Source organism: Thalassospira profundimaris (assembly GCF_003326675.1).
Classification (GTDB): Bacteria; Pseudomonadota; Alphaproteobacteria; order Rhodospirillales; family Thalassospiraceae; genus Thalassospira; species Thalassospira aquimaris.
Window position 1 is genome coordinate 234,568 of sequence record NZ_JPWF01000005.1, and the last position, 25,998, is coordinate 260,565.

The window sequence follows — 25,998 nt, forward strand, 5'->3', positions numbered from 1 at the left end:
GGAATTCCGTTTCATGTTGCGACAGATTATCCAGATCGGCCTTCCTTTGATCCTGCCTTTTGTCCTGTACGGGATTTGGCTGAAATGGGCGCGCGCCAAGGCCATCCGCGAAGGTCACGACATTATCCCGCCCTGGAGCAAGGGGCCCTGGCTATTGCTGTTCGGGGCTGGTGTGGCGCTGACGGCGGTCATTCTGATTTTCACAGCACTTGGGACTGGTGCGCCGCCTGATTCCATCTATCATGCGCCGGTATTGCGCGATGGTGTTGTCGAACCGGGCTATTTTGAGCCCAAGAAATAGCACCCGACCGCAATATCAGTCGGTAAGATCAAGACAGACCAAGCGTTAGAAGCCAAGGCGTGCGATGACAGCACTCGAACCAACCGGAAGATTGCAGCCATACGGGATTATGGTTGCCGATGATACGGCCCGCGTATTTGACGCCATTGCCCGGCATGGTGGACGGGCCCGTTATGTTGGCGGGATCGTGCGCGATGCGTTGCTTAAACGGGATCTGATCGATGTTGATATTGCCTGTGACCTGCTTCCCGAAGAAACCCGGAACGCCCTTGAAAAGGTTGGTATCCGTGTCATCCCGACGGGCTTGAAACACGGAACAATCACGGCGATTACCGATGCCGGGGCCTATGAAATCACGACGCTGCGCGTTGATGTTCAGACCAATGGTCGCCATGCCGAAGTCGCCTTTACCGATAGTTGGCTTGCCGATGCCAAGCGGCGTGATTTTACCTTCAACGCGATCTATTGCGACCCGGATGGAACCGTGTATGACCCGTTTGACGGGGAAACCGACTTGCGCGAAGGCCGGGTGCGGTTCATCGGTGTTGCCGAAGATCGCATTGCCGAAGATTACCTGCGCATCTTGCGGTTTTTCCGGTTTCAGGCATGGTTCGGGCGCCCGCCGGTTGATCCGATTGGCGCGGAGGCCTGTCGCAAAGGGGCGCAAGGCCTGATTGATATTTCGGCGGAACGTATCCGCGACGAGATGTTCAAACTGTTGCGGTCCAAAAGTCCGGCCGGAACGGTTGGCGATATGATCGGCTTTTCAATCCTGCCCGTGATCCTGCCCCAATTGGCGCGGACCGATTGCCTTCGGATCATGCAGTGGCTTGATAGTACCGCCCTTGCCGATCCGGCGATTACGCCTGATCCGCTGCGTCGGTTGGCGGCCTTGTTTGTGACCGGTGATAACGGGACGGATGACAATCTGGCGGCGGCGGAACGCCTTGCTCGGCAATTGCGGTTATCCAACGAACAAACCGACCGGTTTGCCAGTATGGTGGCGCATGCGCCCCTGATTGATCCGGGATTGTCGGGCGAAGATATTCGACGCGATTTGTATCGTATGGGGGCGGATGCCTTTCGTGATGCCGTGTTGCTGGCATGGAGCACGCGGGCATCTGTTCCGCCGCGTTGTTCGCGTACCGAAAATGAAGAATGGAAAAGCCTGATTGATGCGGCAGCAAATTGGCAACCGGTTCGTTTGCCGATACAAGGGCGCGATATTCTTAGTGCCGGTTTGGTCCCGGCGGGGCCGCGGATTGGCGAATTGCTAAAACAGGCCGAAGAATATTGGCTTGATCGCGGTTTCCAGCCCGATCAGGAAGAATTGATGACTTATCTTGCCAGTCTGATTTCGGCTGGCGAACAGGAGACAGAATGAGCACGGGCGCAATCGGACATCGTATTTGCTGTTTTGGGGACAGTCTGGTCAATGGTGTGCGCGACGGCGAAAAAGGCGGTTGGCCGATGCGTCTTGGGCGGAGGTTGCTTGATGAGGCCAAACGCGAAGTCACCATCTATAACCTTGGCATTCGCGCCGAAACCACCGAAGGGTTGAAAGCCCGCTGGAAGTTCGAGGCCGAACTGCGCATGGTTACCGAGTTTCCGAATGTTTTGATGTTCAGCTTTGGCGTCAATGATGCCAACCATGCCGAAGACCGAGGTGAAGAAACCACCATGCGGGTGTCGCCTGCAAAGTCGGCGACAAATGCCGCCGAGATTATCGGCGAAGCGGTCAAACTTGCCCCGACCCTGTGGATCGGTCCGCAAGCGGTGATTGATGGCAGCAAGTCCAGTCAGGAAATCAATGAACGTCTCGAAGGCCTGAACCAGATTTATCTGGAAACCGCGCGCGGTTTTGATGTGCCGTACCTTGATCTGTTCAAGATCACCCTTGCCGACGAGACATGGCAAAAGGCGCTGCGTCGCGGGGATGGGTATCATCCGGACAAGGCGGGCTATGATCGCGTTGCAGAATTGATCTGGGAATGGGATGGCTGGAAACGTGCCGTCGGCCTGATCGACTGATCGTGCTTAGGCCAGGATATTGATATACTGGCCGCGGCCCGCCGCGTTATTGGCGCTGGCAGAATTCGCGGTTCCGTTTTGTCCGTAACCGGTCGGATCAAACTGATCGATATAGTTTTCAAGGATGGTGTCTTGCACGCCTTCCTTGACGAACTGCTGTTGCGCATTACGGTCGCGTTCAAAGGCCTGAACAGCGCGTTGAATTTCCTGATCAGACGTCTGGGTCGCGCGGTTGTTGTTTTCAACAAGCTGGCTTTGCCGCTGATTTTCCAGTTCGGATTGCTGACGCTGCGCAATCGGACTCGTCGGGCGAACCGGAATTGCCGTCTGGATATCGGATGACGAAGAAACGCTGACCATTTATGCGGATTGCTCGTTGGGTATCGTTGCTGTTCTATTATTTGATCGGAATATTACCCGGCAATTCTAGAATTTGAAGTGTTAATTTGCCGTTGTGACAAACTTGTTATCCGATGATCACCTTATCTACTTCCCGCTGACCGGCAGGGGCGCGCAGGGACTGTCATAAAGGCCGCTGGCAAAACGGCTTTCGCTGTTTTTGGCAATGGCTTTGAGCTTGGCAGCTTCGACCGAAATATGATCAAGCGTGATGTCGGTGCGCTCGGGCGGAATCCGGACAAGGGCTGCGCTGACGCTCATCAAATCGAACTTGGTGACATTGTTGTCTCGGCCCTTGCCAATCAGATAACCAAGATCGCGGGTTTCCTGGTCATAGAAACTTTTGATCTGGGCATCAAACATGGCCTGTGCGCGCTGAACGGCTTCGACGGCAACCTCGAAATCAATCGATTGCACATAGGCAAAGAAATCATCGCCGCCAATATGGCCGACAAACCAGTCATTCTGGCTTAATGCCTTGCCCAGAATATCCTTAAACAAAAGGATGGCCCGATCGCCCTGCCGGAAACCGTACCGGTCATTGAACGGTTTGAAATTATCGAAATCGAAATAGACAGCAAAGCGGCGCTTGCGCGGTTCGGAAAGTGCCCGCGCTGCATAACGATAGATCGCACTGTTGCCCGGAAGGCGGGTCAGCGGATTTTCATCCCGGGCATTGAGGGTATTGCGTTCGTTCACCGCGCGAAGCAGCGCACTTTGATCAAGCACACCCAGATAGCGTCCATTTTCCGTCAGGATCACCCCGTCAAGCGCATTGGTCGCGACAAAGGTTTCCAGAAGTTCCGAAAGGCTGGTGCGGATATCGGCAATCGGGCAACGACGCAGGAACCGCTTGATATTGGCGCGGTTTGCGGGGTTTTGAAGTAACTCGCGCCCGAATGGTGTGTAGATGAACGCCTTGAACTCGGAATCGCGCACAACCCCCAACGGTTCCCCATCATGATTGACCACCGGAACCAGTGTGATGTCGGGGTTCTGTTGGAAATAGGTCAGGATATCGACCGGGTTGATATCACTGGGGATTGCCGGGGTATCAAGCAGGTAGGATCGGACAACATCATCGTCGCGATCTGATTGACGGCGTGTGTCTGCCGCAATGTCGGCCGCGACAGGCACAAGGTCGGTACGTTCGGGCAGCTCAACCGACGGGCGGGCGATAAAGAACCCCTGAACCAGATCGCAACCCAACCGGCGGCAACACAGGAATTCCTCGCGGGTTTCAACGCCCTCGGCGACGACCTGTGCGGCAATCATATGGGCGAATGCGGTGATCTGGGTGACGAACAGTTCCTTGCGGCGATCCCGATCAATCCCGTCAATAAAGAACCGGTCAATTTTAATGATATCGGGTTCGCATTCATAAAGGGCACGCAACTGGGCAAAGCCGCTGCCGTAGTCGTCAATCGCGATCTTGAAGCCCTGACTGCGATATCGAACCAGAATATCTTTCAGATAATCGGCATTGCTGATGTCGTGCCGTTCAGAGATTTCCAGAAAAATGGTATCGCGTTCAAGTCCGGCATCGGCAAGCAATGCGGCGGTTTGACCGGGTTGATAATCCTCGGTCCGAACAACACGATTGTCGAAATTGTAAAACAGTTTCAGGCGTTTTGCGTCCGGCATCCGGGCGAACTTTTTGATCGCCTTGGCACGTAATAACATATCGACGGTATGCAGGTTTCCGGTATCCCAAGCGGTGTCAAACAGGGCCTGGATCGACGGAAAACCGGCATCTTCCCAGCGGCGTAAAAGCGCCTCATAGCCGAAGATATGACCCGTATGCGGACTGACAATAGGCTGGAATGCGAAATCGACCTTTTCAACGACCTGCTGCCAATTGCGCAGCATAACCGGTTTTGTTTTGGGACGATCCGCTATCAATTCATCTTCTGCATCAAACGCCAATGCAGTTCCCCGATCTTCAAAAATGGCCTGAATTCCCGGAATGAAGGAGTCACAATTAGTTCCGGTCTTGCTGGTAGCTCAGGATCGACAACAACTTGATGACAGTTAGATTACGAATATGTGACATCCGCAGAAAACGTCCGTTTTTTTGTCAAAAATTCGACTTTTACCTATGCAGAGGTATTAGACAAATCTTCCTGCGATATGTCGAGCAATCAGATCGTGCTGACGCGGGCAAGTGGATGATGTTCCTGAACCAGCCCGCGCAAACGAGACTCGAGAACATGGGTATAAATCTGTGTGGTCGAGATATCTGAATGGCCCAGCATCTTTTGCAAACTGCGCAAATCTGCCCCATTGGCCAAAAGGTGACTGGCAAAGGAATGGCGCAGAACGTGTGGCGATACACGCGATGGCGCAATCCCGGCTTCTATTGCCAGATCCTTGATCATTTTCAGAAACATCTGACGGGTCAAATGCCCGGTTTTCCCGCGCGATGGGAATAAGTATGAGGATTGCCCGGGCCGATCTGCATGCCCGTCTGATTTGTCTGATGGAATGAATGCATCGCGAACATCAAGGTAATCGCGAAGGGCGTCACGTGCCGGATCAGATAACGGAACAAGCCGTTCCTTGCTGCCCTTGCCGCGTACGATCAGCATCTGTGGATCACGGGCGGCGGCGGCATAGGGCAGTTCGACAAGTTCGGATACACGCATGCCGGTGGCATACATCAGCTCGACCATTGCCAAAAGGCGTTTGCCCTTGATACCGGGATTTCTTGCGGCTTGGGCAATCAGTTGGTCAATTTCATCAATCGACAGAAACTTTGGCAATGCCTGTCCCTGTTGCGGGCTGTCGATATTTGAAGACGGATCATCATTCCGATAGCCATCGGCATAGAGAAACTTGTGGAACTGCCGCAGGGCGGAAAGACGTCTGGCCTGCGTGCGCGGGGCAAGGCCCGCCGCACCAAGTTCGGCCATATAACGGCGAAGATCAGAATCCGTTGCCCCGACCGGATCGGTTTTCCCGGCAATCAGCGAGGCCGAATAATCGTCAAGATCGCGGCGATAGGCATCAAGCGTGTGCGCACTCGCGCCACGCTCGGCTGCCATCATTTCAAGGAAGGCCGATATCAGCGAACTGGTAAGTGCCTTGGCCATCACAGGTGCCCGTTACTGATCAAATGACAGCAACAGTTCCGTCGCAAGATTTCTGGCATCTTCGTGAAGACCCAATGTCTCAAGGGCGGCAACCGTATCTGCCAGTGCCTTGGGATCTGCATTCGGGGCACTGGCGATTTGCTGTGCCTGAATGGCCATGGCAACCGCCTTTGCCTTTTGCTGTGCGTTTGCCGAAGCCATCATGTTGTGGGCAACCGCACTGTTGATGGTCAGGCGTTCTTCGGCATAGGGGGCGCTCAGAAGATTGTCCCAAAGTCCGGCGGGAACCTCGATCCCGAATCCTTCAAACAGGGCAAAGGTCAATTCGGCAAAACGTTTCGCCGCAGCCTGATCGCCACGCGCAGCCTGCATTTCATCCCATTCAGCCATGCGTGCACGATGGCGGGCAAGGGCTGCGGCCTGATCTGTTGCCTTCTGGATATCCTCGGGGGCGGCGGAATTGGGCATAACTGTTGCCGATGCCATGGTGCTGCCCGGTGCACTTACCGCACCACCCAAACCAAAGTTCTGGGTCATCATCGGCTGTGCCGGGTTAGCGGCCCCGAAACCTGCCGGCATCCCATTTGAAGCATCAGCCGTTTGCGGGGCTGGTTGCGGTATGCCGGTGTCTTCGAGACCTGAAATTGCCAGGATCGGGTAAAGAAGGCTTATGCGAAATGCGATGTCATTGCCCGAATTTGCCGCACCTTTGGCAACCTGAAGCCAGTTATTCGCGCGTTCAAAATTGTTTGAAGCAATCGATGCCTTAAGCGCATCGACCGCAAACCAGGAAAAGTCACCATTGATCGGGATGTCAGCCAAAAGAGGCGCGCTTAGACGTGCCGCCTGCATGAAATCGCCCTCGATCTGGGCGGCTTCAAACAGGGCGGCAAGAATTTCGGCCCGTGCTGCCGGAACGTCGCTTTTGGCGGCGGCCTGATACAGCTTGGCATATTGGCGGGCCTGAACACCTTCCGCCCCGTCATCCAGTGCATTTTCAAGTGCGTCGGGGGCGAAGTTTACCGACTGATAAATCTCGGCAAGCTTGTCTGCATCAATCAGACCAAGGTTTTCGGCCTTGCGGGCCGCTTCGAGGCGGATATCTGCGGCGGTGGCATTTGCATTGGCGATGCCAATGATCGCAGCGGCATTGCCTGTTTCAAGCTGACTGGTCGGAATGGACTGTTTGGCAACGGCCAAAAGGGCAATGTCAATCGGGCGAAGTTCAGCCAAAAGGTCGGGCTTGATGGCGGTGCCACTGCGAATGGCGGCAACCAGACCAAAGAAAGTCGCGTCGTTTTCACCATCCATTTCGCGAACAAGATCGACTGAAAAGGCAGCCGACGTCGGATCATTGGCATAAAAGGCGCACATGGCAGCGGCCTTAAGCCAGAACATCTGATCGTAACTTGCGCCATAGCTTTCGGTGGCAGCACAGGCCTCGTCGAGACGGGCTGCGATCATCAATGCATTTACTTCGGCCTCGGCAAGCAGTTCGCCGCGCGATCCTTGCGGGGCGGCACGGACCAGTTCAATCGCCTCGTCAAGTGCGCCCATATTGATGAGCTTGGCGACGCGGGCATCAAGAAGGCTGATGTCTTTTGCACCCTGCGGTAAGGCGGCAGCTGAAAGTAAAAGACGAATTTGCAGGTCACGTGCGGCGTGGGTGGCGGGTGTTGCCGGCAGTTCGGAAACCAGTTGGGCCGCGGATTTGCGCGTGCTGCCATTCCACATATCAATGCCAAGGCCACCACGCGACCGGTCAAGCGTTCCAACCGCCTCTACATCAACAGCCCCAAGTGACAGGGATTGAACCGCATTCGGATCAGACGGAAAGGCATTGCCTTGCGTACTGGATGAACCGGTTGCACCCAGACCGCCTTGTGACAGGGGGGCGGCATTTGGTGTGGCAGCCGTATCAGCAGCCTGTTGTTCTGCGTCCCGTTCTGCTTCCTGTTTCAAGAACAGTGGTACAGGTGCCGATGTTTGGGCATTGGCAGATACGGCAAACGCAGCCGTTCCCGTCATCATTGCCAGTAAACAGGTCTGTATCAGCAGGCGGGAACGCAACGTCATCTTAGTTGAACCTCGAATTCGGGATGGTTTCTTCGATTTGGGTGGTCGGTGCCGGGATATCCCAGGTAACAAGGAAGGTCGCACCGCCAACAATGATGGCGATGATCAGCAACAGAATGATGCGCGATATAATTCTCATTTTAATCCAGACTTCGAAGCGTTTAAGCGAATGACGCAGCTACCAGTATGCTGACGAAACCCAAAGATGCAAGAAACGGAAAGTACCGTTCGATCATTTGCGACAAATGATCGCTTTACCGTTTTACATGTTTGTTATCCCCCGCCCGGCCGACCGTGTCTTGGCGTTATCTGGCCCGGTGGATGACATTTCAATTCGTCAACTTCAAGGCAGTATAGGGTGCTGTTCCTCACAGAGGGTTAATAAACATCCCCGCAATATCATTAGCCAATTTGTCGGATCGTCATGTCGCATCGAACCGGGACAGCAAAATAAGTGAGGTTTTTTGTCGTCCACTTTGTGCGGTTTGCTTGCGTTCGGGGTTCAGCTGCCCTAAAGAATTGGGTAATTTGTATATCAACCGAATGAACGACAGGACTGCAAACCGAACATGGACAGCAACATTGCCGAGTCGGGTTTGCACGAAGACGTAATCGCCAGAATCCGGAACGGCCTTGGGGGCCGGACCCTGGTTTTCATCGGGCTTATGGGCGCAGGTAAAAGCTGCATCGGCCGGATGGTTGCCAAGGAACTGAGACTGGATTTTGTCGATGCCGACCGCGAAATCGAAGAAGCCGCTGGCTGCTCGATTGCCGATATCTTCAAGCTGTATGGCGAAGAGGCATTTCGCGATGGCGAGGAACGTGTAATAGCCCGTTTGCTTGAAGGCGAACCGATTGTGTTGGCAACCGGTGGTGGCGCGTTTATTCGTGAACGCACCCGCGACCTTATTCTTGAAAAATCCATATCTGTCTGGCTGCGTGCCGATCTTGAGTTGCTGTTGCATCGTACGAGTGGGCGTACCCACCGGCCGTTGCTTAATAGTGGCGACCCACGCCAGATTCTGGCTGATCTGATCGAAACGCGTTACCCGATCTATGCGGGCGCAGACATTGTTTTTGACTGTGATGAATCGTCGAAGGAAGCAACACGGGACGCCGTTCTCGAACTGTTGGCGAAATCCTTTGACGATGACGGTCAGCTTATCAAGACAGGAACCTGACAGAGTGCGTAATCACGACACCCTTCGCGTTGAACTTGGCGCGCGCAGTTATGACATCCTTGTTGGCAGCAACCTTTTGGCTGATACCGCTAAATATATCGCACCGTTTGTCAAAAAGGCCGGTGTTGTTGTGATCAGCGATGCGGTGGTAGCCGACCATCATCTTGCAACGGTTCTGGCGTCGCTTGACGGGGCCGGTATTGGACACCGTGAAGTCATTGTTCCATCTGGTGAAAAGTCCAAATGCTTTGCCGTGTTTGAAGACGTTGTTGAACAGATTCTGGCCATGGGCATTGAACGGTCGACCCTGATCATCGCACTTGGCGGTGGCGTGGTCGGCGATCTTGCCGGGTATGTTGCGGCATCATTGCTGCGCGGGCTTGACTTCGTTCAGATACCGACCACCCTGCTGTCACAGGTCGACAGTTCGGTTGGCGGTAAAACCGGGATCAATTCCAAATCGGGTAAAAACCTTGTCGGGGCGTTTCATCAGCCACGTCTGGTTCTGGCCGACACGGCGGTTCTTGATACCCTTCCGGCGCGCGAACTTCGTTCGGGCTATGCCGAGGTTGTTAAATATGGCCTGATCGATGACCCTGAATTCTTCACCTGGCTTGAAGAAAACGGGCAGGCTGTTCTGGCCGAGGACGGTGCAGAACGTCGTCAGGCCGTGATCAAAAGCTGTGCGGCGAAGGCCCGTATTGTTTCCGAGGATGAACGCGAAGGCGGCAAGCGTGCGCTTTTGAACCTTGGCCATACATTCGGTCACGCATTCGAAGCCGAAACCGGTTATGGCGACAAGCTGTTGCACGGCGAAGCCGTTGCCATGGGCATGGTAATTGCCCATGACGTTTGTGGTGCCATGGGCATGGCACCGGCCGGTGAAAAAGACCGCATTGTTACCCATCTGAAGTCGGTCGGTCTGCCGGTTACAGCATCGGAAGTAACGGGTATGCATTGGGATATCGACAAGGTGATCGGGCATATGTCGCGTGACAAAAAAGTCCGCGACGGCGAGATCACCTTTGTCATGACCCGGGGTATCGGCAAGGCATTCACATCCAAGGCAATGGATGTCGAAAAAATGCGCGCGGCCATCACCCGGTCCTGCCGCGGCTGAGCGATGATTGTGTCCAAGTGCCCGGTGCCGCGTCACGGTGATCCGGGCATTTTGACTGTTTTACATAATTTGTGATGTCGTTAACTTGTTTAACGCCAATTGACCTTATAGGTGAACACAGGACAAAGTAATTCTGTTGTGATCACCCTTTGGAGACTTCCCTGAATGACAATCACGATTATCGTGATTTTTTTGCTGCTGATGTTGTCGGCATTCTTTTCTGGCTCGGAAACCGCGCTGACCGCTGCGTCGCGTCCGGTGATGCATCACAAGGAACAGGATGGTGACCAGCGGGCAGGGATCGTCAACAGACTGCGCCAGTATCAGGAACGTCTTCTGGGCGCGATCCTGTTGGGCAACAACATGGTCAATATTCTCGCCTCTGCCCTTGCAACATCGGTGATGATCGAATTGTTCGGGGAAAACGGGGTTGTCTATGCGACCGCCGTGATGACGGCACTTGTTCTGATTTTCTCGGAAATTCTCCCAAAGACCTATGCGCTGCAACATGCCGATACCATGGCATTGCGGGTTGCGCGCCCGATGAGCATTCTTGTCGTGATTTTTGCGCCGATCACCCAAAGCATTCAGGTGATCGTGCAGGCGACCTTGCGTCTGTTTGGCAGCGGCGAAGGCCCGGGACTGGACAGCGAACGTGAATTGCGTGGCGCGATTGAACTTCATGCCGACGATGTTGTGGTTGGCAATCATCACGCTGAACGTACCATGTTGCATGGCGTGCTTGATCTTGAAGATGTCGGTGTCTGGGAAATCATGGTGCATCGCCGCAAGGTGCAGATGATTGATATCACCCGCCCGATGGAAGAAATTCTTGATACCGTTCTGGCAAGTCCGCACACCCGTATCCCGATCTATGAAGAAGACCCGGACAATATCGTTGGGGTTCTTCATGCCCGCGAGGTGCTTAAGGCGATTGTTCGTGGTGCAAAACCGGCAAATGCCGCGGATGTGCGCGCCCTTAGTGCCGAGCCATGGTTCATCCCGGATTCAACCACCCTTGCCGATCAGCTCAAGGCATTCAAGGAACGGCACGAACATTTTGCCATCGTCGTTGACGAATATGGCGCGTTCGAAGGTGTTGTGTCGTTGGAAGATATTCTTGAAGAGATCGTTGGCGATATCGCCGATGAAACCGATGTCGAGGTTGTCGGTGTCCTGCCGCAGGCAGACGGTTCGGTGATTGTGCGTGGTGATGTGACAATCCGTGACCTGAACCGCCGGTTTGGCTGGCGTTTGCCAGACGAGGAAGCAGCGACAGTTGCCGGGCTTCTGTTGTATGAAACCCGCCGTATCCCCGATGTTGGACAGCAGTTCCGGTTCCACGGGTTCGAGTTCGAAATCTTGCGCCGTATCCGCAACCAGATCACCCGCGTTCGTATGAGCGAGGTGACCGAACTTGCAACGGAAGATCAGGAATAATCCGTCCGAGCACCGAAAAACCATTTTCGTGCAAACAGTTTCAGCTTTCTCCACTTATGGGTTAAAATCTTGTCTCAAGGTCTTGACCCAAAGGATTGCAGGGCCACTTGCAAATAAGGGCCCCTGTGTTTTGCGGTGATACGCAACACAGAACCAGATGATCCAATCGGGTTTGGGCATGTGGCAACAGCAATCTGCAGAGAGAGATGTATGGATACGAAAATCGTACCAGGTGTGATCAAGGAGCAATCCCTTGCAACACTCAATCCCGCCGATTCCGTGATGGATGCAGTGAACCTGATGACCGAACGCAAGATCGGTGCCGTGATCATCGTCGATAATTCAGCAAAACTGGCAGGGATTTTTACCGAACGCGACCTTGTGAACCGTGTCGTCGCCAAGGGGCTTGATGCGGCAGGCGTGCCGCTTTCAAAGGTCATGACGGCAAACCCGGATACATTGGGACCGAACGATACAGCAATGAATGCGCTCGATCTTATGAGTGCTCGGCGGTATCGCCACCTTCCGGTTGTTGATGGTGATACAGTTGTCGGGATGGTATCGATCCGCGACCTGTTTAATGTGGTCAAGGCCCAGCTTGAAGAAGACGTCCGCGAACGCGAGAACTTCATTTTCGGTTCGGATTATGGCGTGGCCTGATGGCCGGAAATCATCCAGTTTGGATCAAATCAATCCGGCCTTAGGGATTGTCAGGAAAGCAGGTTTTCGGGGCGCGTTTGTGCCCCGAAACCATTCCTTGTGATCGGGCGACATGCTTTGTTGCTTGACAGCGTATAGGGGAATGTCTTTACGTTTACGTAAAGGAGAGAATTCCCATGCCATTGTCCCGCCCCGCTGATCGCGAACATATTCATACCCGCACCGTGACCTGCCAGGGGTTCCGTCGCAAAGACGGATTGTGGGATATCGAAGGTCATATCACCGACATCAAAACATATGCCTTTACTAATGATGATCGCGGCGAAATCCCACCCGGCGAACCGGTTCATGAAATGTGGATACGGGTAACCATTGGTGATGATCTGGTGATACGTGCGGTCGAGGCTGTAACCGACTATGCGCCGTTCAACGGATGTGACGCAATTGCGCCCAACTATGAAAATCTGGTTGGGCTTAAGCTGGGGCCGGGATTGCGCAAACAGATCCGGGAACGGGTCGGTGGTATCCACGGCTGCACGCATCTGAACGAATTGATGGGCCCGGTGGCCACCACGGCATTTCAGACCGTATTTCCGATCCTTGCACGTGAATCCCTTGTCGCCAAAGAAACGGGCAAAGCCACCGAAGAAGACGCCAAGCCACGTCGTATGCCGTTGATCAATACCTGTCATGGGTGGCGCAGCGACGGCCCGGCGGTCAAGCGTATCGCACCCGACTTTTATACTGGTGACAAATAGGTTTCCAAAGGCTTGCCTGAAATACGGGATTGCTGTTGCGGCAATCTTGTAACCTTTGCAAGCCAGCCCAATATCACATTCAGTCCGTCACGTGTTTTTGCAGGTTGTTCATGACCGTACCACGCCGTGCTGGAATAATTAAAAACAAGAATAAGGGAAGAAACGATCCACAGCGCCACATCACCGGATGGGCGTTGGTGGTAGGGTTGTCCTTGGGCGGTTTGGTCTTTGCGCAGTCAGATACGGTGGCCTCGGAACTGCTTTCCCGCCCGATCGAGGTTGGGCAAGCTGATGGTGAGGCTCTCGACAATTTCCTGATCCTGCAAACCAATCTGCATCCCCCTTATCAGGAGCTTCATAACGGGACGCTCAGCGGTTACTCCGTCTCGGTGTTGAATTGTGCGTTCGAGCGGATTGGTGTGGGGTACGGACTTGCTGTTGCCCCGCGGCAACGCAACCGTGAAATGGTCCGTAATGGACAGGCTGACGGGTTCTTTTTGGCCCGTATCAGCGAGTTTATGGATGAATATGCCGTCGCCTCAAACCCACTGACTCTTGAAAAATGGGTGTGGGTATCACCGTCTCGCCGCGCAATCGAAATCGGCAGTCATCAAGTTCCCAAACCCGACGGTGTTGCAACTATCGGGGCAATCCTTGGTTCGAACGAAGCCGAATGGCTTAGCGAACAAGGGTACAGCGATCTGGTTCGGGCGCCATCAATTGCGTCGCTGGTTGGACAGGTCGCGGCCGGACGCGTTGATTTTGCCTTGGTCGATAAACACAGCTTTGAAATTGCCCGAACCGAACAGGGGATTGGTGCCGAACAGTTTAACGTTCAATTTGAACGCTATGCCCCGCTCGTTGTTTACTTCTCCAAGCGTTATGTGGCGCAGTTCCCTGATCTTATTGACCGTCTGAATGCGGTTCTGGAATTTTGCGAAGCCAATCCGATGACGCTCGAGCCTTGGGAACGCGACGCGATTGAACGGGTGCAACTGCCCATCGTGCGTCAGTTGGCGAAATCCCCGGAACTGATTGCACATGTTCGCGCGTCACTTGGTGGCGGCAAGTTACCCGCCGATCAGCGTCGTCTGGTCGATGAAGAATGGACGACAATGGGGCGTCTTGGCCAACCCAGCATGAAGGCCCGCGGAATTCTGGGTAACGAACTGTCCGAATTTCTGAGGGAGTTCAAGGTTTCGAATGGTGATCAGGTTGCCGAGGCATTTGTGTTTGATGTTTATGGGCAAACCATCGGCATGAACCGCCTGACATCGGATTTCGATCAATCCGATGAACCACAATATCAGATGGCCCAAAGCATTAATCGCGATCATGCCCTGATTGATGATATCCGCTTTGATGCTTCTACCCGGACTTTCCTGTCGCAAATCACGGTGCCGATCCTTGATCCGGAAAGCGGTCAGACCCTTGCGGTTCTGACCGTCGGGCTTGATGTGTCGGCGGCCCTGCGTCCGGAAAGCTGATCTTTTATCAGCCAGCTTATTTTGCGTCGGGATCGGTGATGGCAATTGTGATGTTGCTATACCAGTCGGCGGCTTCCTGCATTTCGGTTTCGCTGAGATCTTTGGCAATCTGGGACATGATGTCATGTGTCCGTTTGTCGGTACGGAATGCCTTCAGCTGCGTTTCAATATAGATGTTGGTTTCCCCCGCAAGGTTGGGGGCATCTTCGAGTTCCGAAATACCGGTTACGCCGTGGCAAGCGACACACAGTTCCGGCGCATCATCCTCTGTCTTGCCAGAAGGCAGGGTTGCTTCGACCGTAAAGTGGTTAAACCATGTTGCGACCTTGTTGATCTGATCATCAGACAGGCCGCGGGCTACAACCGTCATCATTTCATGTTCGCGGGTGCCGGTTTTAAAGGCCTGAAGCTGTGCGATCAGATAATCAATCGGCTCGCCGCCGATATGCGGGGCAATTGGAATACGGGCCTTGCCATCGAGCCCGTGACAGGTCCGGCACATACCGGCAACCTTGCGCCCGTCTTTAAGCTCGGTGGCATCCTGGGCCAATAAAGTCCCGGCGGGCAAAAGCCGGCAAAAGCCCGCCGAGAAGTGCGATCATTAAAATCCGCATCAATTGCCCTCGTACCAGATGCGATAGAGCGCACCGGCAAGATCATCGGACACGATGATGGAGCCGTCACGCAGTTGGGCAACGTCAACCGGACGACCAAGATATTCATCATTCTCGTCGATCCAGCCTTCGGCAAAGGGTTCGGTGGTGGCATTGCCCTCGGCATCAATGAAGGTCACCATCACACGCGCCCCGACCGGGGTGGTGCGGTTCCATGACCCGTGCTGGGCCGAGAAAATCGCGTTCTTGTACTTTGCCGGGAACATCTTGCCCGAATAGAACGACATCCCAAGATCAGCAGCATGAGCAACGGTTTCAACCGCCGGCATTACCACGTCATACGGGACTTCCTGTCCGGCATATTCATTGGTGCGGATATCACCGCCGCCATACCATGGATGACCAAAATGCTGACCGGCAGCGGTTTGGCGGTTGATTTCACCGGGCGGGATATCGTCGCCCATGCCATCGACCTGGTTGTCGGTCCACCACAATTCGCCGGTTTCGGGATGGAAGTCATGCCCGACCGAGTTGCGCACCCCATAGGTATAAACCTCGCGCTCTGTGCCATCGGTCTTGATGCGGATGATGCCGCCAATCCCGACTTCACGATAAAGGTCCAGCTTGTTTTCCGGGGCAACGTTAAACGGCTGACCCAGCGAGATGTAAAGTTTGCCATCCGGTCCGATTTTGCAGACGCGCGCCGTGTGGTTATAGCTTTCCTCTGACGGCGGGATCAGATCGCCCTGTTTGACGACATTGAAGGCCGCAACGTCCGGGCTTTCATAAAAGAACTCGGCCGCCGGGAAGGTCAGAACACGGTTCTGTTCGGCGATATACAGCATCCCGTCAGGCGAGAAGCAGGGGCCGTTTGGAATGCTGAAGCGAAGGGATGGTGCAAAGTCCTTTACCTCGTCGGCAACCCGGTCCTTGTTGCGGTCGGTGACTGACCAGACCTTGTCCTTGCGTGTGCCGACAAAGGTGACAACACCCTGTGGTCCGACCGCAATGTGACGGGCGTCGGGGACAACCGCATAAAGCCCGATTTTGAAGCCATCAGGAAGCTTGATGCGTTCAAGCGTTCTTTTGATGCCTTCGGCATAATCACCGCCCTGTTCGATGCGGGTGAATTCGGTGATTCCGGTAGATTGGAAGTTAGAGAGTTTTTCGAGATTGTCCGGTGCCGGTGCTTGCGCGTGGGCGGTTCCGGAAATGGCAAGCGCAATACTCGCCATAAGCAGGCGTTTCGTCATTACGTAGTCCTCCCGATTGTAACGGGTGCCATTGGCCGGCACCCGTGCCGTTCCTGCAATGCGTGCGGACGGCTTGTATGCAAGCATTGCGCGCAATCGGAATAAACGTCTAGGTTGATTTCACGATGTGAAAATGTATAGAATTGGTTCAGTTGCCCAATGCAGCCTGATATTCGGCCGGTGTCATGGTTTTCAGGGCAAGCGCATGTACCCGTTCCTTAAGCAGGGTATCAAGCGCGCCATAGACCAGTCGTTGACGATTGACGCGGTTTTGGCCTTCGAACTTTTCCGATACAACCAGCACCGAAAAATGGGACTCGCCACGCGGGTCTGCACCCGAATGACCGGCATGTTTGGAAGAGTCGTCGATGATCTGCAATTCGACCGGCGCGAATTGTTCGGTCAGGATGTCGCGGATCTGATTGGCTACCTGCATGATAAGGGTCTCTATTCTCTGGGATGTTTGCAAATCGCTGCAAAAAACGAATCTGAGCGTCAGGTTCTGTCACGCGATGGCAGTTTTTCAAGCCTTTTATCGCATTTAATCGATCCGTATGATATTGCGTGCATCGTTTTCCAGAACATATAGACGCAGATGAACCGAGGACACCGCAACAAGCGCAAGACGCTTTATCACAATGAACCCATCCTGCCCGATTGCGATTGGCCGGGTTGCGAGGGGCATGGTGAGTTTCGTGCGCCCAAGGATCGCAAGCTGCGGGACTATTACAAATTCTGTCTGGATCACGTTCGCGAATACAACAAATCCTGGAACTATTACGAGGGTATGAAGGCCGAGGATATCGAGGACGATATGCGTCGTGATACCCATTGGCAGCGCCCGACATGGAAGTTCGGCCATATCCGCGGCTCCAAGAAGCCATTCAACTTCAAGTTCAAGGACGGGTTCGGGTTCTTTAACGAAGAAGGCGACCAGACCCATCATGGTCCGGGTGGCGATGCCGGTGCCGAACGTCAACGCAAACGTGAAGAAGCCCAGCGTCGCGCCGGCGCCCTTGGGATGCCAAGCGAACAGCAACAGGCAATGGCGACCCTTGATCTTGGCTGGCCGTTTACCCGGGACGAGCTGAAAGCCAAATACAAGGCGCTTTCCAAAAAGTATCATCCCGATGCCAATGGCGGGGACAAGGGTTCCGAGGAACGCTTTAAAAAGATCAGCGCGGCCTATAGTTCGCTTATGAGCTATATCCGTGATCTTGAAGCCCGCGTGACCCTTTGATCGGGTCGGCTATCTTCCGATAATTTCAAAAAATCCGGTCATTCTGGTTGCGGTTTGCGCAACAGAGATGTCTTATCGACGGAACCTTTTGCCGGAATAGTGAATTTTTGCGCATCTTCCCTTTGTGTGATGCGACTAAACCGCTATTAATGAGCAAGTTTAATGAAACGACCGCGTCACCATGCCGGTCCGAGATAATGCGCGAGTACTTATGAGCCAAGGTTACGAAGCGACGGGTGCGGCGGCTGAACATCCGCTGGATACGCCTGATACCACCATTTCCGTACGTGAAACGTTCGGGATCGATGTTGATATGGAAGTCCCGGCATTCAGCCAGGGCAGTGAACACGTGCCGGTCGCTGATCCGACCTATCGTTTTGACCGTGACACCACATTGGCAATTCTTGCGGGCTTTGCCCACAACCGCCGTGTGATGATTCAGGGTTATCACGGCACAGGTAAATCGACCCATATCGAACAGGTGGCTTCGCGCCTGAACTGGCCATGTGTGCGTGTGAACCTTGATAGCCATATCAGCCGTATCGACCTGATCGGCAAGGACGCAATTGTGCTCCGTGATGGCAAACAGATCACGGAATTCCGCGAAGGCATCTTGCCCTGGGCACTGAAGCGTCCGGTCGCGATGGTGTTTGATGAATATGATGCCGGTCGTCCGGACGTCATGTTTGTGATCCAGCGTGTTCTGGAAGTCGATGGCAAGCTGACCCTTCTTGATCAGAACAAGGTCATCCATCCGCATTCGCATTTCCGCCTGTTTGCGACGTCAAACACGGTTGGCCTTGGCGATACCACCGGCCTTTATCACGGCACCCAGCAGATCAACCAGGCCCAGATGGACCGCTGGTCTATTGTAGCGACGCTGAACTATCTGTCGGTTGCCGATGAAACCAACATCGTTGCTGCCAAGGTTCCGGCATTTGATAACGCCGAAGGCCGTCAGAAGATCGAGGCAATGGTTGCGCTTGCCAACCTGACCCGTCAGGGGTTCGTGTCGGGCGATATTTCAACCGTGATGAGCCCGCGTACGGTGATCACGCTGGCGGAAAACACCAAGATTTTCGGTGATGTTTCCTATGCCTTCCGGGTCACGTTCCTTAATCGTTGCGATGAAGTCGAACGTCCTATTCTGGCGGAATATTATCAGCGTTGCTTTGGCGAAGAACTGCCTGAAGAAGCCATCAATGTGATGGTTCGCTAGGGCGTGTCTTTAAAGCAGCTTGGCGAGCTGGTTCCACAAGCGAGTAGTAAGATGAAGAATGATGAGGCTCTTTCCGGCTTCTTGCGCGGCACGGCAGCGACATTTCGTGCGCTTGCCGGGCGCAATGATCTGGAAGTCGGCTTTGTCAAAGGCGGGCGTCCGGGGGGCTATGGCGAACATGTGCGTTTGCCAATGCCCAAACAGGTTTTGCCCAAGGATGAAGTCGCAGACCTGCGTGGCATTGCTGATGGCTGGGCGCTTAAGATGCGCCACCATGACGCAGTCCTGCACGCCAAGCGTATGCCCGAAACAGCCGAGGCTCAGGCTGTTTACGATGCGCTTGAAACGGCACGCTGCGAGGCGGTGGGATCGCGTTATTTCCCCGGTGTACGCAAGAACCTGCGTGATCATGCGCAGCAGGATTGCCACGCCAAAAACTATCATCGCCTGACATCGCGTGAAGATGCCCCGTTTGCTGACGCAATCGGGATGCTGGCACGCGAGATATTTACCGGCGAACGCGCACCGGAAAGTGCCCGTCCGCTGATTGATCTTTGGCGCACCCATATCGAAGAAAACGCCGGGGCTGATCTTTCGGATTTGCGCGACGTTCTTGACGATCAGGACGCCTTTGCACGCGGCATGCGCCGTTTGCTTGATCATCTTTCGCTGGAAGAAGACCTTGATGATGTCCCGCCCGAGGAAGAGGGCGAGGATGACGAGGAAAAAGAAGGCGAAACCGATCCCGAACAGGAAGATATGGAAAGTCAGGGCGGCCAGCAGGGCCAGAATGACGATTCCGAGCCTGACGGAAGTGATCAGCAACAGGATGCCGGTTCCGAAGATGCCGAAGCCGGTGACGGTGATATCGACGATCAGCAGCTTGAAGCCATGTCCCAGGAAGAAAAACCTGCCGGACCGGGTGAACAGCCGGAATTTGATGGTCGTAACGAGCCGCTTGAACGTGGTTACGAGCCGTTTACGCGTGAATTCGACGAAGTCGTAACCGCAGATGACCTTTGCGAAAACCTTGAACTGTCGCGTTTGCGGGCCATGCTTGATAAGCAGCTTGCCAACCTTCAGAACGTGGTGTCACGTCTTGCCAACCGCTTGCAGCGTCGCCTGATGGCGCAGCAGAACCGTGGTTGGGACTTTGACCTTGAAGAAGGCATTCTTGATGCAGCGAAGCTTGCCCGTATTGTGGCAACGCCTTCGACGTCGCTTTCGTTCAAGCAGGAACAGGATACCAATTTCCGCGATACGGTTGTGACCCTTCTGATCGACAATTCCGGTTCGATGCGGGGGCGTCCGATTACCATTGCTGCCCTGTCGGCGGATATTCTGGCGCGTACGCTGGAACGGTGCGGGGTGAAGGTCGAAATTCTTGGCTTTACCACCCGTCAGTGGAAAGGCGGTCAATCGCGGGAACGCTGGGTCGATACGGGCAAGCCGCCCAAACCCGGTCGGTTGAACGATCTGCGTCACATCATCTATAAGGCGGCCGATACGCCCTGGCGTCGCGCCCGCAAGAACCTTGGCCTGATGTTGCGCGAAGGGCTGCTTAAGGAAAATATCGACGGCGAAGCATTGCTTTGGGCGCATGAACGTTTGCTTGGCCGTTCCGAGCAGCGCCGGATTTTGATGGTTATTTCCGATGGTGCGCCAGTCGATGATTCGACGCTTTCGGTCAATTCCGGGAATTATCTGGAGCGTCATCTGCGTGAAGTGATCAGCTGGATCGAAACCAAATCACCGGTCGAACTTTTGGCGATTGGTATTGGCCATGACGTGACGCGGTATTACCGTCGTGCGGTGACGATCAATGATCCCGAAGAACTTGGCGGTACGATGCTTGCTGAATTGTCGGACCTGTTTGATGAACAGGGTGCGCGTCAGCCGAAGCGTCCGATGCGCCATGTCCCCGCCGATGGTGGACAGGCACGTGACCGTGCGGCCGGCGACCGGGATCGCTGGTAAGGGCAGGGTGCATTCAGGATGACGGCGATCACCCGATTTGCACCTAGTCCGACCGGATATCTACATCTTGGCCATGCGGCCTCGGCACTGTTTTCAATGAAACAGGCTGGGCCACATGGCCGTTTTCTTTTGCGGATCGAAGATATCGACCAAACCCGGTGCCGCCCGGAATATCTTGATGCGATTTACGAAGACCTTTCCTGGATCGGACTGCGTTGGGAAGAGCCGGTGCGTGTTCAGTCCAATCATTTCGCAGACTATCAGGCGGTCCTTGATCGCCTGACGGATATGGAATTGCTGTATCCGTGTTTCTGCACCCGCAAGGACATTCAGGCCGAGATCGAACGGATCGGAAATGCCCCGCATGGGCCGGATGGGGCCCTTTATCCGGGAACATGTCGTCATTGTTCGGCACAGGAACGCGCAGACCGGATCGCTGCGGGCGAAAGCTATGCCCTGCGGCTTGATATGAGCGGCGCGATCAATCGGGTTGGATCGAACCTTGTATGGTTTGATCGATCCGCCGGACGACAGATTGCCACGCCGGAGATCTTTGGCGACGTGGTTCTGGCCCGCAAGGATACGCCGACGAGCTACCATGTCTCTGTCACCCATGATGACCATCTTCAGGGCATCAATCTGATCACCCGTGGTCAGGATTTGTTCTTTGCCAGCCACCTGCATCGTTTGATGCAGGAATTGCTCGGTTATGACGTGCCGGAATATCACCACCACGGGCTTTTGACCGGGCCGGACGGCAAACGGTTTGCCAAGCGTGATAAATCCAAAACCCTGCGTTCGATGCGCGACGAGGGCATGACACCGGAAGCCGTGCGGGACCTTGCCGATCAGTTCTGATGCCTTGCCGGACCTATGCTGGTGATGTGGTTTCAAGCAGGTCCGGGCGTTCGGTAAACCAGTTGCGGATAAAATCAATCATCAGCCGGTTCTTGATCGGCAGGTTCCCCTGATAGGGATAAACCAGATAGATCGGCCGCAAGGGGGACCGATAACCTTCAAGTGCTGTTTCAATCCGACCGGCGCGAATTTCCGGCATTGCGACATAGCGCGGCAAACGGGCAACGCCCAGTCCCTGAACCGTGGCATTGCGGATCAGGGGATAGTGGTTCAGGCGCAAGTTGCCTTCGGCTGTGATCGAAGTCGGACCGTCATCGGAAAAGAACACCCACTTGCGGTCCTTGTAATACTGAAAGTTGACAAGGCAATTGTGACTGGCAAGGTCTGCGGGCGTTTGCGGTTTGGGGTGGGTTTTCCAATATGCCGGGCTGGCGCAAATCAGTTCGGAAAGCTGCCCTAGCGGAATGGCGACCTGATCCGGGTCATCGGTCAGGCCCGCCCGGATTGCCAGATCAATATGGGCGGATTGCAAATCACGGAATGTATTTTCCAGCTCCATCTCGATCTGAATGCGCGGATGGGTCTGTTGAAAGGCGACGATGATGTCATGCAGGAACATCTCGCCAAAGGAAACCGGGACGGTGATACGCACAGTGCCAACCGGTTCGCCGCGCAGGGCTTCGACGGCCTCGAATGCGGCATCTGCACTTTGGGTGATGCTTTGGCAATAACCCAGAAAGGTCGCGCCGATTTCGGTCAGTTCAAGCTTGCGGGTCGACCGAAACAGCAATTGCGCACCCAGCACATCTTCAAGGCGTTTGACATGCTGGCTGATCAGGCCCTTGGACACACCGGTGGCGCGGGCGGCATCGGTAAAGCTGCCCTGTTCGATGATGGCCGCAAAGCTGCGCATTTCGCTGAGATAATCTTTCATTGTTTAAAATATTAAACGAATGGTTCGATATTATCCAGATTATCGGATGAACTGTTCTGTGAAATCATCCAGTCATTACAGTTTCCATGGATGGAGGATGATATGAAGGTTCTGTTGATTGGGGCATCGGGGATTATCGGCAAAGGTGTTGATGCCGAATTGTCGCCACGTCACGAAATTATCCGGGCATCGCGCAGCAGCGGTGATGTGAATGTCGATCTGAAAGACAAGGCATCCATTCGCGCGATGTTTGAAAAGGTCGGAACGGTTGATGCCGTTGTCTCGACCACCGGTAAGGTGCATTTCGGTGATTTCGCCGAAATGGACGAGGACAAATACCGTATCGGGATTGATGACAAACTGTTTGGGCAGATCAATCTGGTGCTGATCGGGCGTGACTATGTGTCCGCACGCGGGTCCTTTACCCTGACCACAGGCATCTTGGCCAAGGATCCGATCCAGTATGGCAGTTCGGCATCGATGGTGAATGGTGCGATTGAGGGTTTCGTCAAATCCGCGGCAATCGAAATGACGCCGGGACTTCGAATCAACGCGGTCAGTCCCGGTGTGATCACCGAGGCAATGGAAGGATATGCCCCCTATTTCCGCGGGCATGATCCGGTTCCGGCAGCACGTGCAGCCCTTGGTTACGCCAAATCGGTCGAGGGGCTTCAGACCGGGCAGGTGTTTGAAATATTTTAATTTTCTGAAATGAGGGTCGGGGGAGCGGACGCATGGTCCGGTTTCCCCTGATCATCTTGCGGCTGTGCGGGCAAAAACAGGTCCCCGGTTTTTTGTGCTTCTCGCTATTCTCGTTGGTGTTCGATAGTACCTATGTATAGGATTGTCTATTCAAGCGATGAGGGCAGAGGCAACAAGACCAGATGGAAAAACACACCAGTTTGGTCAGGCGAATCGCAAGTCGATTTATTGATCCCCGGATTGCACTAAAAGCTGGTGATGAACTGACCGGCAAGGTGCGGTGCGATCTTCTTGATCTTGCCTATCGAAACAATTGGGCAAATATCCTGGTCAACCTTGCGGCGGCAGGTGGGCTGGTTGCTGTGTTATGGCTTCAGGGGGATTTGGTCGAACTTACCGTATGGTGGGCGGTCATTGTTACGGTGTTGTGTACCATCCGCCTGTGGGGCGGTTACCTTTTCCGACGCGCGCGTAAGGCTGTCTCCGAGCTTGATCCGTCAGATTTCAAAAAATGGCACCAGCGGTATGTGGTTGGTGTTCTAAGTGCGGGCTTTTTGTGGTCGGTGATCGGAATACTGGAAATTCCGACAGTACGTGGCGAAAGCCAGTTCATGACACTGATCATCATTGCCGGTCTGGCGGGCGGTGCGACCGGTATTCTTGCCCCGGTCTTCCTGGTCGGGCGGATTTACCTGATTGCATTATTGTTCCCGCCTGCTGTCATCCTGACGATCATGGCGGACTCAAATTATGTTCTTGCCTTCCTGACGCTGATTTTCCTGTTTGTTATGCTGGTGACACACCGCAACAACCATGCTGTTTTGTTCCGGTCCTTGGTGCTTAAACATCAGAATGATCATCTGGTCGAAGATTTGCGCCAGAAAAACAGAATTACGGAAAACTGGAACGCGACCCTGGAAACCCGGGTGGCGGAACGCACGGAAGAACTTCGAAAACTTGTCGAACACGATACCCTGACCGGCATTTTGAATCGTGACGGAATTGTCGGCTGGTTCAATCAGAAACGTCAGTCCGACCGCAACCTTGATTATGCGGTTCTGTTTATCGATCTTGACCGGTTCAAACAGATCAATGACGGACTAAGCCATGCGATCGGGGACGAGGTTCTGAGGATCGTGAGCGACCGGCTTAAGGTTTATGCCGATGATCAACGCGCAGTCGGACGATGGGGCGGTGATGAATTCCTGATGGTGCTGGCTACCTCGCATGATGCCTTGCCTGAGCTTGTCGAGGAGACAATTGAAAAGGCGCGGATTGCTGTGGGGGAACCGATCATGATTTGTGGGCATTCCCTGCATGTCGGTTTCAGCACGGGGGTTGCCTTTGCCGCCGCCCGTAATCCCGGAATTTCCGAGCTGATCCATTGGGCCGACCTTGCCGCAGCCGAGGTCAAACGATCCGGGCGAGGCAATGTACGCAGTTATGATCGCACTTTGTTGACCGAACAGGAACGGCGTCTGGTGATCAATCAGGCCCTGCGTCGGGCACTTGGTGCCAACGAGTTCCATCTTGAATATCAGCCGGTAATAGATGCACAGGATGGCAATATCGTCGCCTATGAGGCGCTTCTGCGGTGGAACAGTCATGAGCTTGGTTCTGTCCCGCCCGATGAATTCATCCCGATTGCCGAGGAAAGTGCACTGATTGTCGAGATCGGCGAATGGTGCCTTCGCACGGCATGTTTGGCAATTGCGCGGGCCTTGCCGACAGATGATGAAACCAAGATTGCGGTCAATGTGTCGATCCGCCAGCTCGTCGCACCGGGATTTGCCGAGACGGTTTCGCGTATTCTTCATGAAACCGGACTGGCGTCGACCCGTTTGATCCTTGAAGTTACCGAATCAATCTTTGAAGAACGGCAAAGATCGCAGATTGCCGGTGTGATTGACCAACTGTTTGATATGGGGATCGGCATTCATATTGATGATTTCGGGACCGGATATTCGTCCCTGTCGCGTCTGCATCAAATCCAGATCGATGCGGTCAAGATCGATAAATCATTCATTTTGAAGATGGATGAAAATGCCCGCGTCGTCATCGAAGGGGCGATTTTGATCGCTCATCGGTTTGGCTTGCAGGTCGTTGCCGAAGGGGTCGAAACAGAACAGCAACGTGATATGCTTAACGATATGGGGGTTGACGCCTATCAGGGATACTATTTTGCCCGACCAGGAGCCATTCCATGTGTGGAATGTCATTGGCAAAGCCCAAATGTATCGTTGATGTCGCAGACCGATCTCTAGGAGGTTTTTGCCCTCGGGTTCCTTGCATTGGTTTGGGGGTGACATGGAACGTTGGGCAAGCTCGTCATCCCGGTGGAAATAAAAAAAACGGCCTGTCACATCAGTGATGGGCCGTTTTAAGTGCTGATCTGTTTTTGGGGGGCAGTATCAGCGGCTGAAATCAATCAGAGCAAGGAAGCAGACCGGCACCAGCGCCAGTGCGACATAAATCCAGAAGGATGCGACCGGTACGCCGAAATGCGCCAGAACGTAACCGGCAAGATAAAGTACCAGACCAACCACTGCGACCAGCAGTATGCCCAACAACGGCAAAGATACTTTGCTATCTGTTTTCATATCCCGTCATGCTCCCGAAACGGATTTTTTAACTCATGGTGTTGAAGCTAGCATTC

The 25,998-nt window shown here is 54.2% G+C and carries 25 protein-coding genes; 15 read left to right on the forward strand and 10 right to left on the reverse strand.

Features of this window, described 5'->3' with window-relative positions; genetic code table 11:
• The first annotated feature begins 13 nt into the window (after nt 1–13).
• From TH19_RS09390 to TH19_RS09400, 3 genes are all read left to right on the forward strand, one after another.
• Complete coding sequence (locus TH19_RS09390) at nt 14–301, forward strand: hypothetical protein (protein WP_114102071.1); 288 nt, start codon at nt 14–16, stop codon at nt 299–301.
• Nucleotides 302–365: 64 nt separating this feature from the next.
• Entirely contained in the window at nt 366–1,685 is a 1,320-nt protein-coding gene (locus TH19_RS09395) for a CCA tRNA nucleotidyltransferase (protein ID WP_114102072.1), read from the forward strand.
• Nucleotides 1,682–2,332, forward strand: coding sequence for a GDSL-type esterase/lipase family protein (locus TH19_RS09400; protein WP_114102073.1), 651 nt, complete (start codon nt 1,682–1,684; stop codon nt 2,330–2,332). Before TH19_RS09395 ends, TH19_RS09400 begins: the two co-directional genes overlap by 4 nt.
• A 6-nt stretch (nt 2,333–2,338) precedes the next feature.
• Here the strand turns inward: TH19_RS09400 and TH19_RS09405 are convergent, their stop codons facing one another.
• The 5 genes from TH19_RS09405 to TH19_RS22725 all read right to left on the reverse strand — a co-directional run bounded on the left by TH19_RS09405 (nt 2,339) and on the right by TH19_RS22725 (nt 8,038).
• Nucleotides 2,339–2,692 carry a hypothetical protein gene (locus TH19_RS09405; protein ID WP_114102074.1) on the reverse strand — a complete coding sequence of 118 codons (354 nt, stop codon included), beginning with the start codon at nt 2,690–2,692 and terminating at the stop codon, nt 2,339–2,341.
• Between the two features lie 126 nt (nt 2,693–2,818).
• Nucleotides 2,819–4,657, reverse strand: a complete 1,839-nt coding sequence (locus TH19_RS09410; protein WP_114102075.1) for a GGDEF domain-containing protein — start codon at nt 4,655–4,657, stop codon at nt 2,819–2,821.
• Between the two features lie 215 nt (nt 4,658–4,872).
• The gene (locus TH19_RS09415; RefSeq protein ID WP_114102076.1) at nt 4,873–5,823 is read right to left on the reverse strand and encodes a site-specific tyrosine recombinase XerD; all 951 of its coding nucleotides are present in this window, start codon (nt 5,821–5,823) and stop codon (nt 4,873–4,875) included.
• A 12-nt stretch (nt 5,824–5,835) separates the two neighbouring features.
• A complete protein-coding gene (locus TH19_RS09420; RefSeq protein WP_114102077.1) occupies nt 5,836–7,899 on the reverse strand; it encodes an antifreeze glycopeptide in 2,064 nt (687 codons plus the stop codon).
• Nucleotide 7,900: 1 nt separating this feature from the next.
• Nucleotides 7,901–8,038: a hypothetical protein gene (locus tag TH19_RS22725; protein ID WP_181846372.1), complete on the reverse strand. Its 138-nt coding sequence runs from the start codon at nt 8,036–8,038 to the stop codon at nt 7,901–7,903.
• A gap of 430 nt (nt 8,039–8,468) precedes the next feature.
• Here TH19_RS22725 and TH19_RS09425 point away from each other — a divergent pair, with 430 nt between their 5' ends.
• The 6 genes from TH19_RS09425 to TH19_RS09450 all read left to right on the forward strand — a co-directional run bounded on the left by TH19_RS09425 (nt 8,469) and on the right by TH19_RS09450 (nt 14,545).
• Nucleotides 8,469–9,080, forward strand: a complete 612-nt coding sequence (locus tag TH19_RS09425; protein ID WP_114102078.1) for a shikimate kinase — start codon at nt 8,469–8,471, stop codon at nt 9,078–9,080.
• The gene (gene aroB / locus TH19_RS09430; RefSeq protein WP_114102079.1) at nt 9,049–10,200 is read left to right on the forward strand and encodes a 3-dehydroquinate synthase; all 1,152 of its coding nucleotides are present in this window, start codon (nt 9,049–9,051) and stop codon (nt 10,198–10,200) included. The genes TH19_RS09425 and aroB overlap by 32 nt, the downstream gene beginning before the upstream one ends.
• A gap of 165 nt (nt 10,201–10,365) precedes the next feature.
• Complete coding sequence (locus TH19_RS09435; RefSeq protein WP_114102080.1) at nt 10,366–11,640, forward strand: HlyC/CorC family transporter; 1,275 nt, start codon at nt 10,366–10,368, stop codon at nt 11,638–11,640.
• Nucleotides 11,641–11,850: 210 nt separating this feature from the next.
• The gene (locus tag TH19_RS09440) at nt 11,851–12,300 is read left to right on the forward strand and encodes a CBS domain-containing protein (protein ID WP_114102081.1); all 450 of its coding nucleotides are present in this window, start codon (nt 11,851–11,853) and stop codon (nt 12,298–12,300) included.
• Nucleotides 12,301–12,476: 176 nt separating this feature from the next.
• Complete coding sequence (locus TH19_RS09445; RefSeq protein ID WP_114102082.1) at nt 12,477–13,058, forward strand: DUF2889 domain-containing protein; 582 nt, start codon at nt 12,477–12,479, stop codon at nt 13,056–13,058.
• Nucleotides 13,059–13,255: 197 nt separating this feature from the next.
• Nucleotides 13,256–14,545, forward strand: coding sequence for a substrate-binding periplasmic protein (locus TH19_RS09450; RefSeq protein WP_258547891.1), 1,290 nt, complete (start codon nt 13,256–13,258; stop codon nt 14,543–14,545).
• A gap of 16 nt (nt 14,546–14,561) precedes the next feature.
• Here TH19_RS09450 and TH19_RS09455 read toward each other — a convergent pair whose 3' ends face one another.
• The 3 genes from TH19_RS09455 to TH19_RS09465 form a co-directional block, all read right to left on the reverse strand.
• Complete coding sequence (locus TH19_RS09455) at nt 14,562–15,095, reverse strand: c-type cytochrome (RefSeq protein WP_220151719.1); 534 nt, start codon at nt 15,093–15,095, stop codon at nt 14,562–14,564.
• Nucleotides 15,096–15,158: 63 nt separating this feature from the next.
• A complete protein-coding gene (locus tag TH19_RS09460) occupies nt 15,159–16,412 on the reverse strand; it encodes a PQQ-dependent sugar dehydrogenase (protein WP_114102191.1) in 1,254 nt (417 codons plus the stop codon).
• 148 nt (nt 16,413–16,560) lie between these two features.
• Nucleotides 16,561–16,848 carry a BolA family protein gene (locus TH19_RS09465; protein ID WP_114102084.1) on the reverse strand — a complete coding sequence of 96 codons (288 nt, stop codon included), beginning with the start codon at nt 16,846–16,848 and terminating at the stop codon, nt 16,561–16,563.
• A gap of 159 nt (nt 16,849–17,007) precedes the next feature.
• On the opposite strand from TH19_RS09465, the gene TH19_RS09470 reads away from it, so the two are divergent.
• From TH19_RS09470 to gluQRS, 4 genes are all read left to right on the forward strand, one after another.
• Nucleotides 17,008–17,652, forward strand: coding sequence for a J domain-containing protein (locus tag TH19_RS09470; RefSeq protein ID WP_114102085.1), 645 nt, complete (start codon nt 17,008–17,010; stop codon nt 17,650–17,652).
• A gap of 211 nt (nt 17,653–17,863) precedes the next feature.
• On the forward strand, nt 17,864–18,871 hold the full coding sequence (gene cobS / locus TH19_RS09475; protein ID WP_114102086.1) for a cobaltochelatase subunit CobS: 1,008 nt from the start codon (nt 17,864–17,866) through the stop codon (nt 18,869–18,871).
• 51 nt (nt 18,872–18,922) lie between these two features.
• A complete protein-coding gene (gene cobT, locus TH19_RS09480) occupies nt 18,923–20,848 on the forward strand; it encodes a cobaltochelatase subunit CobT (protein ID WP_114102087.1) in 1,926 nt (641 codons plus the stop codon).
• A gap of 18 nt (nt 20,849–20,866) precedes the next feature.
• Nucleotides 20,867–21,706, forward strand: a complete 840-nt coding sequence (gene gluQRS, locus TH19_RS09485; RefSeq protein WP_114102088.1) for a tRNA glutamyl-Q(34) synthetase GluQRS — start codon at nt 20,867–20,869, stop codon at nt 21,704–21,706.
• A 13-nt stretch (nt 21,707–21,719) separates the two neighbouring features.
• On the opposite strand, the gene TH19_RS09490 is transcribed toward gluQRS, so the two are convergent.
• Entirely contained in the window at nt 21,720–22,640 is a 921-nt protein-coding gene (locus TH19_RS09490) for a LysR family transcriptional regulator (protein ID WP_114102089.1), read from the reverse strand.
• A 102-nt stretch (nt 22,641–22,742) separates the two neighbouring features.
• Between TH19_RS09490 and TH19_RS09495 the strand changes: the two genes are divergently transcribed.
• Together TH19_RS09495 and TH19_RS09500 are read left to right on the forward strand one after the other, a co-directional pair.
• Nucleotides 22,743–23,342, forward strand: coding sequence for a short chain dehydrogenase (locus tag TH19_RS09495; RefSeq protein WP_114102192.1), 600 nt, complete (start codon nt 22,743–22,745; stop codon nt 23,340–23,342).
• Between the two features lie 182 nt (nt 23,343–23,524).
• Complete coding sequence (locus TH19_RS09500) at nt 23,525–25,606, forward strand: putative bifunctional diguanylate cyclase/phosphodiesterase (protein WP_114102090.1); 2,082 nt, start codon at nt 23,525–23,527, stop codon at nt 25,604–25,606.
• Between the two features lie 147 nt (nt 25,607–25,753).
• Here the strand turns inward: TH19_RS09500 and TH19_RS09505 are convergent, their stop codons facing one another.
• Nucleotides 25,754–25,942 carry a hypothetical protein gene (locus TH19_RS09505; protein WP_114102091.1) on the reverse strand — a complete coding sequence of 63 codons (189 nt, stop codon included), beginning with the start codon at nt 25,940–25,942 and terminating at the stop codon, nt 25,754–25,756.
• Nucleotides 25,943–25,998: the final 56 nt, after the last annotated feature.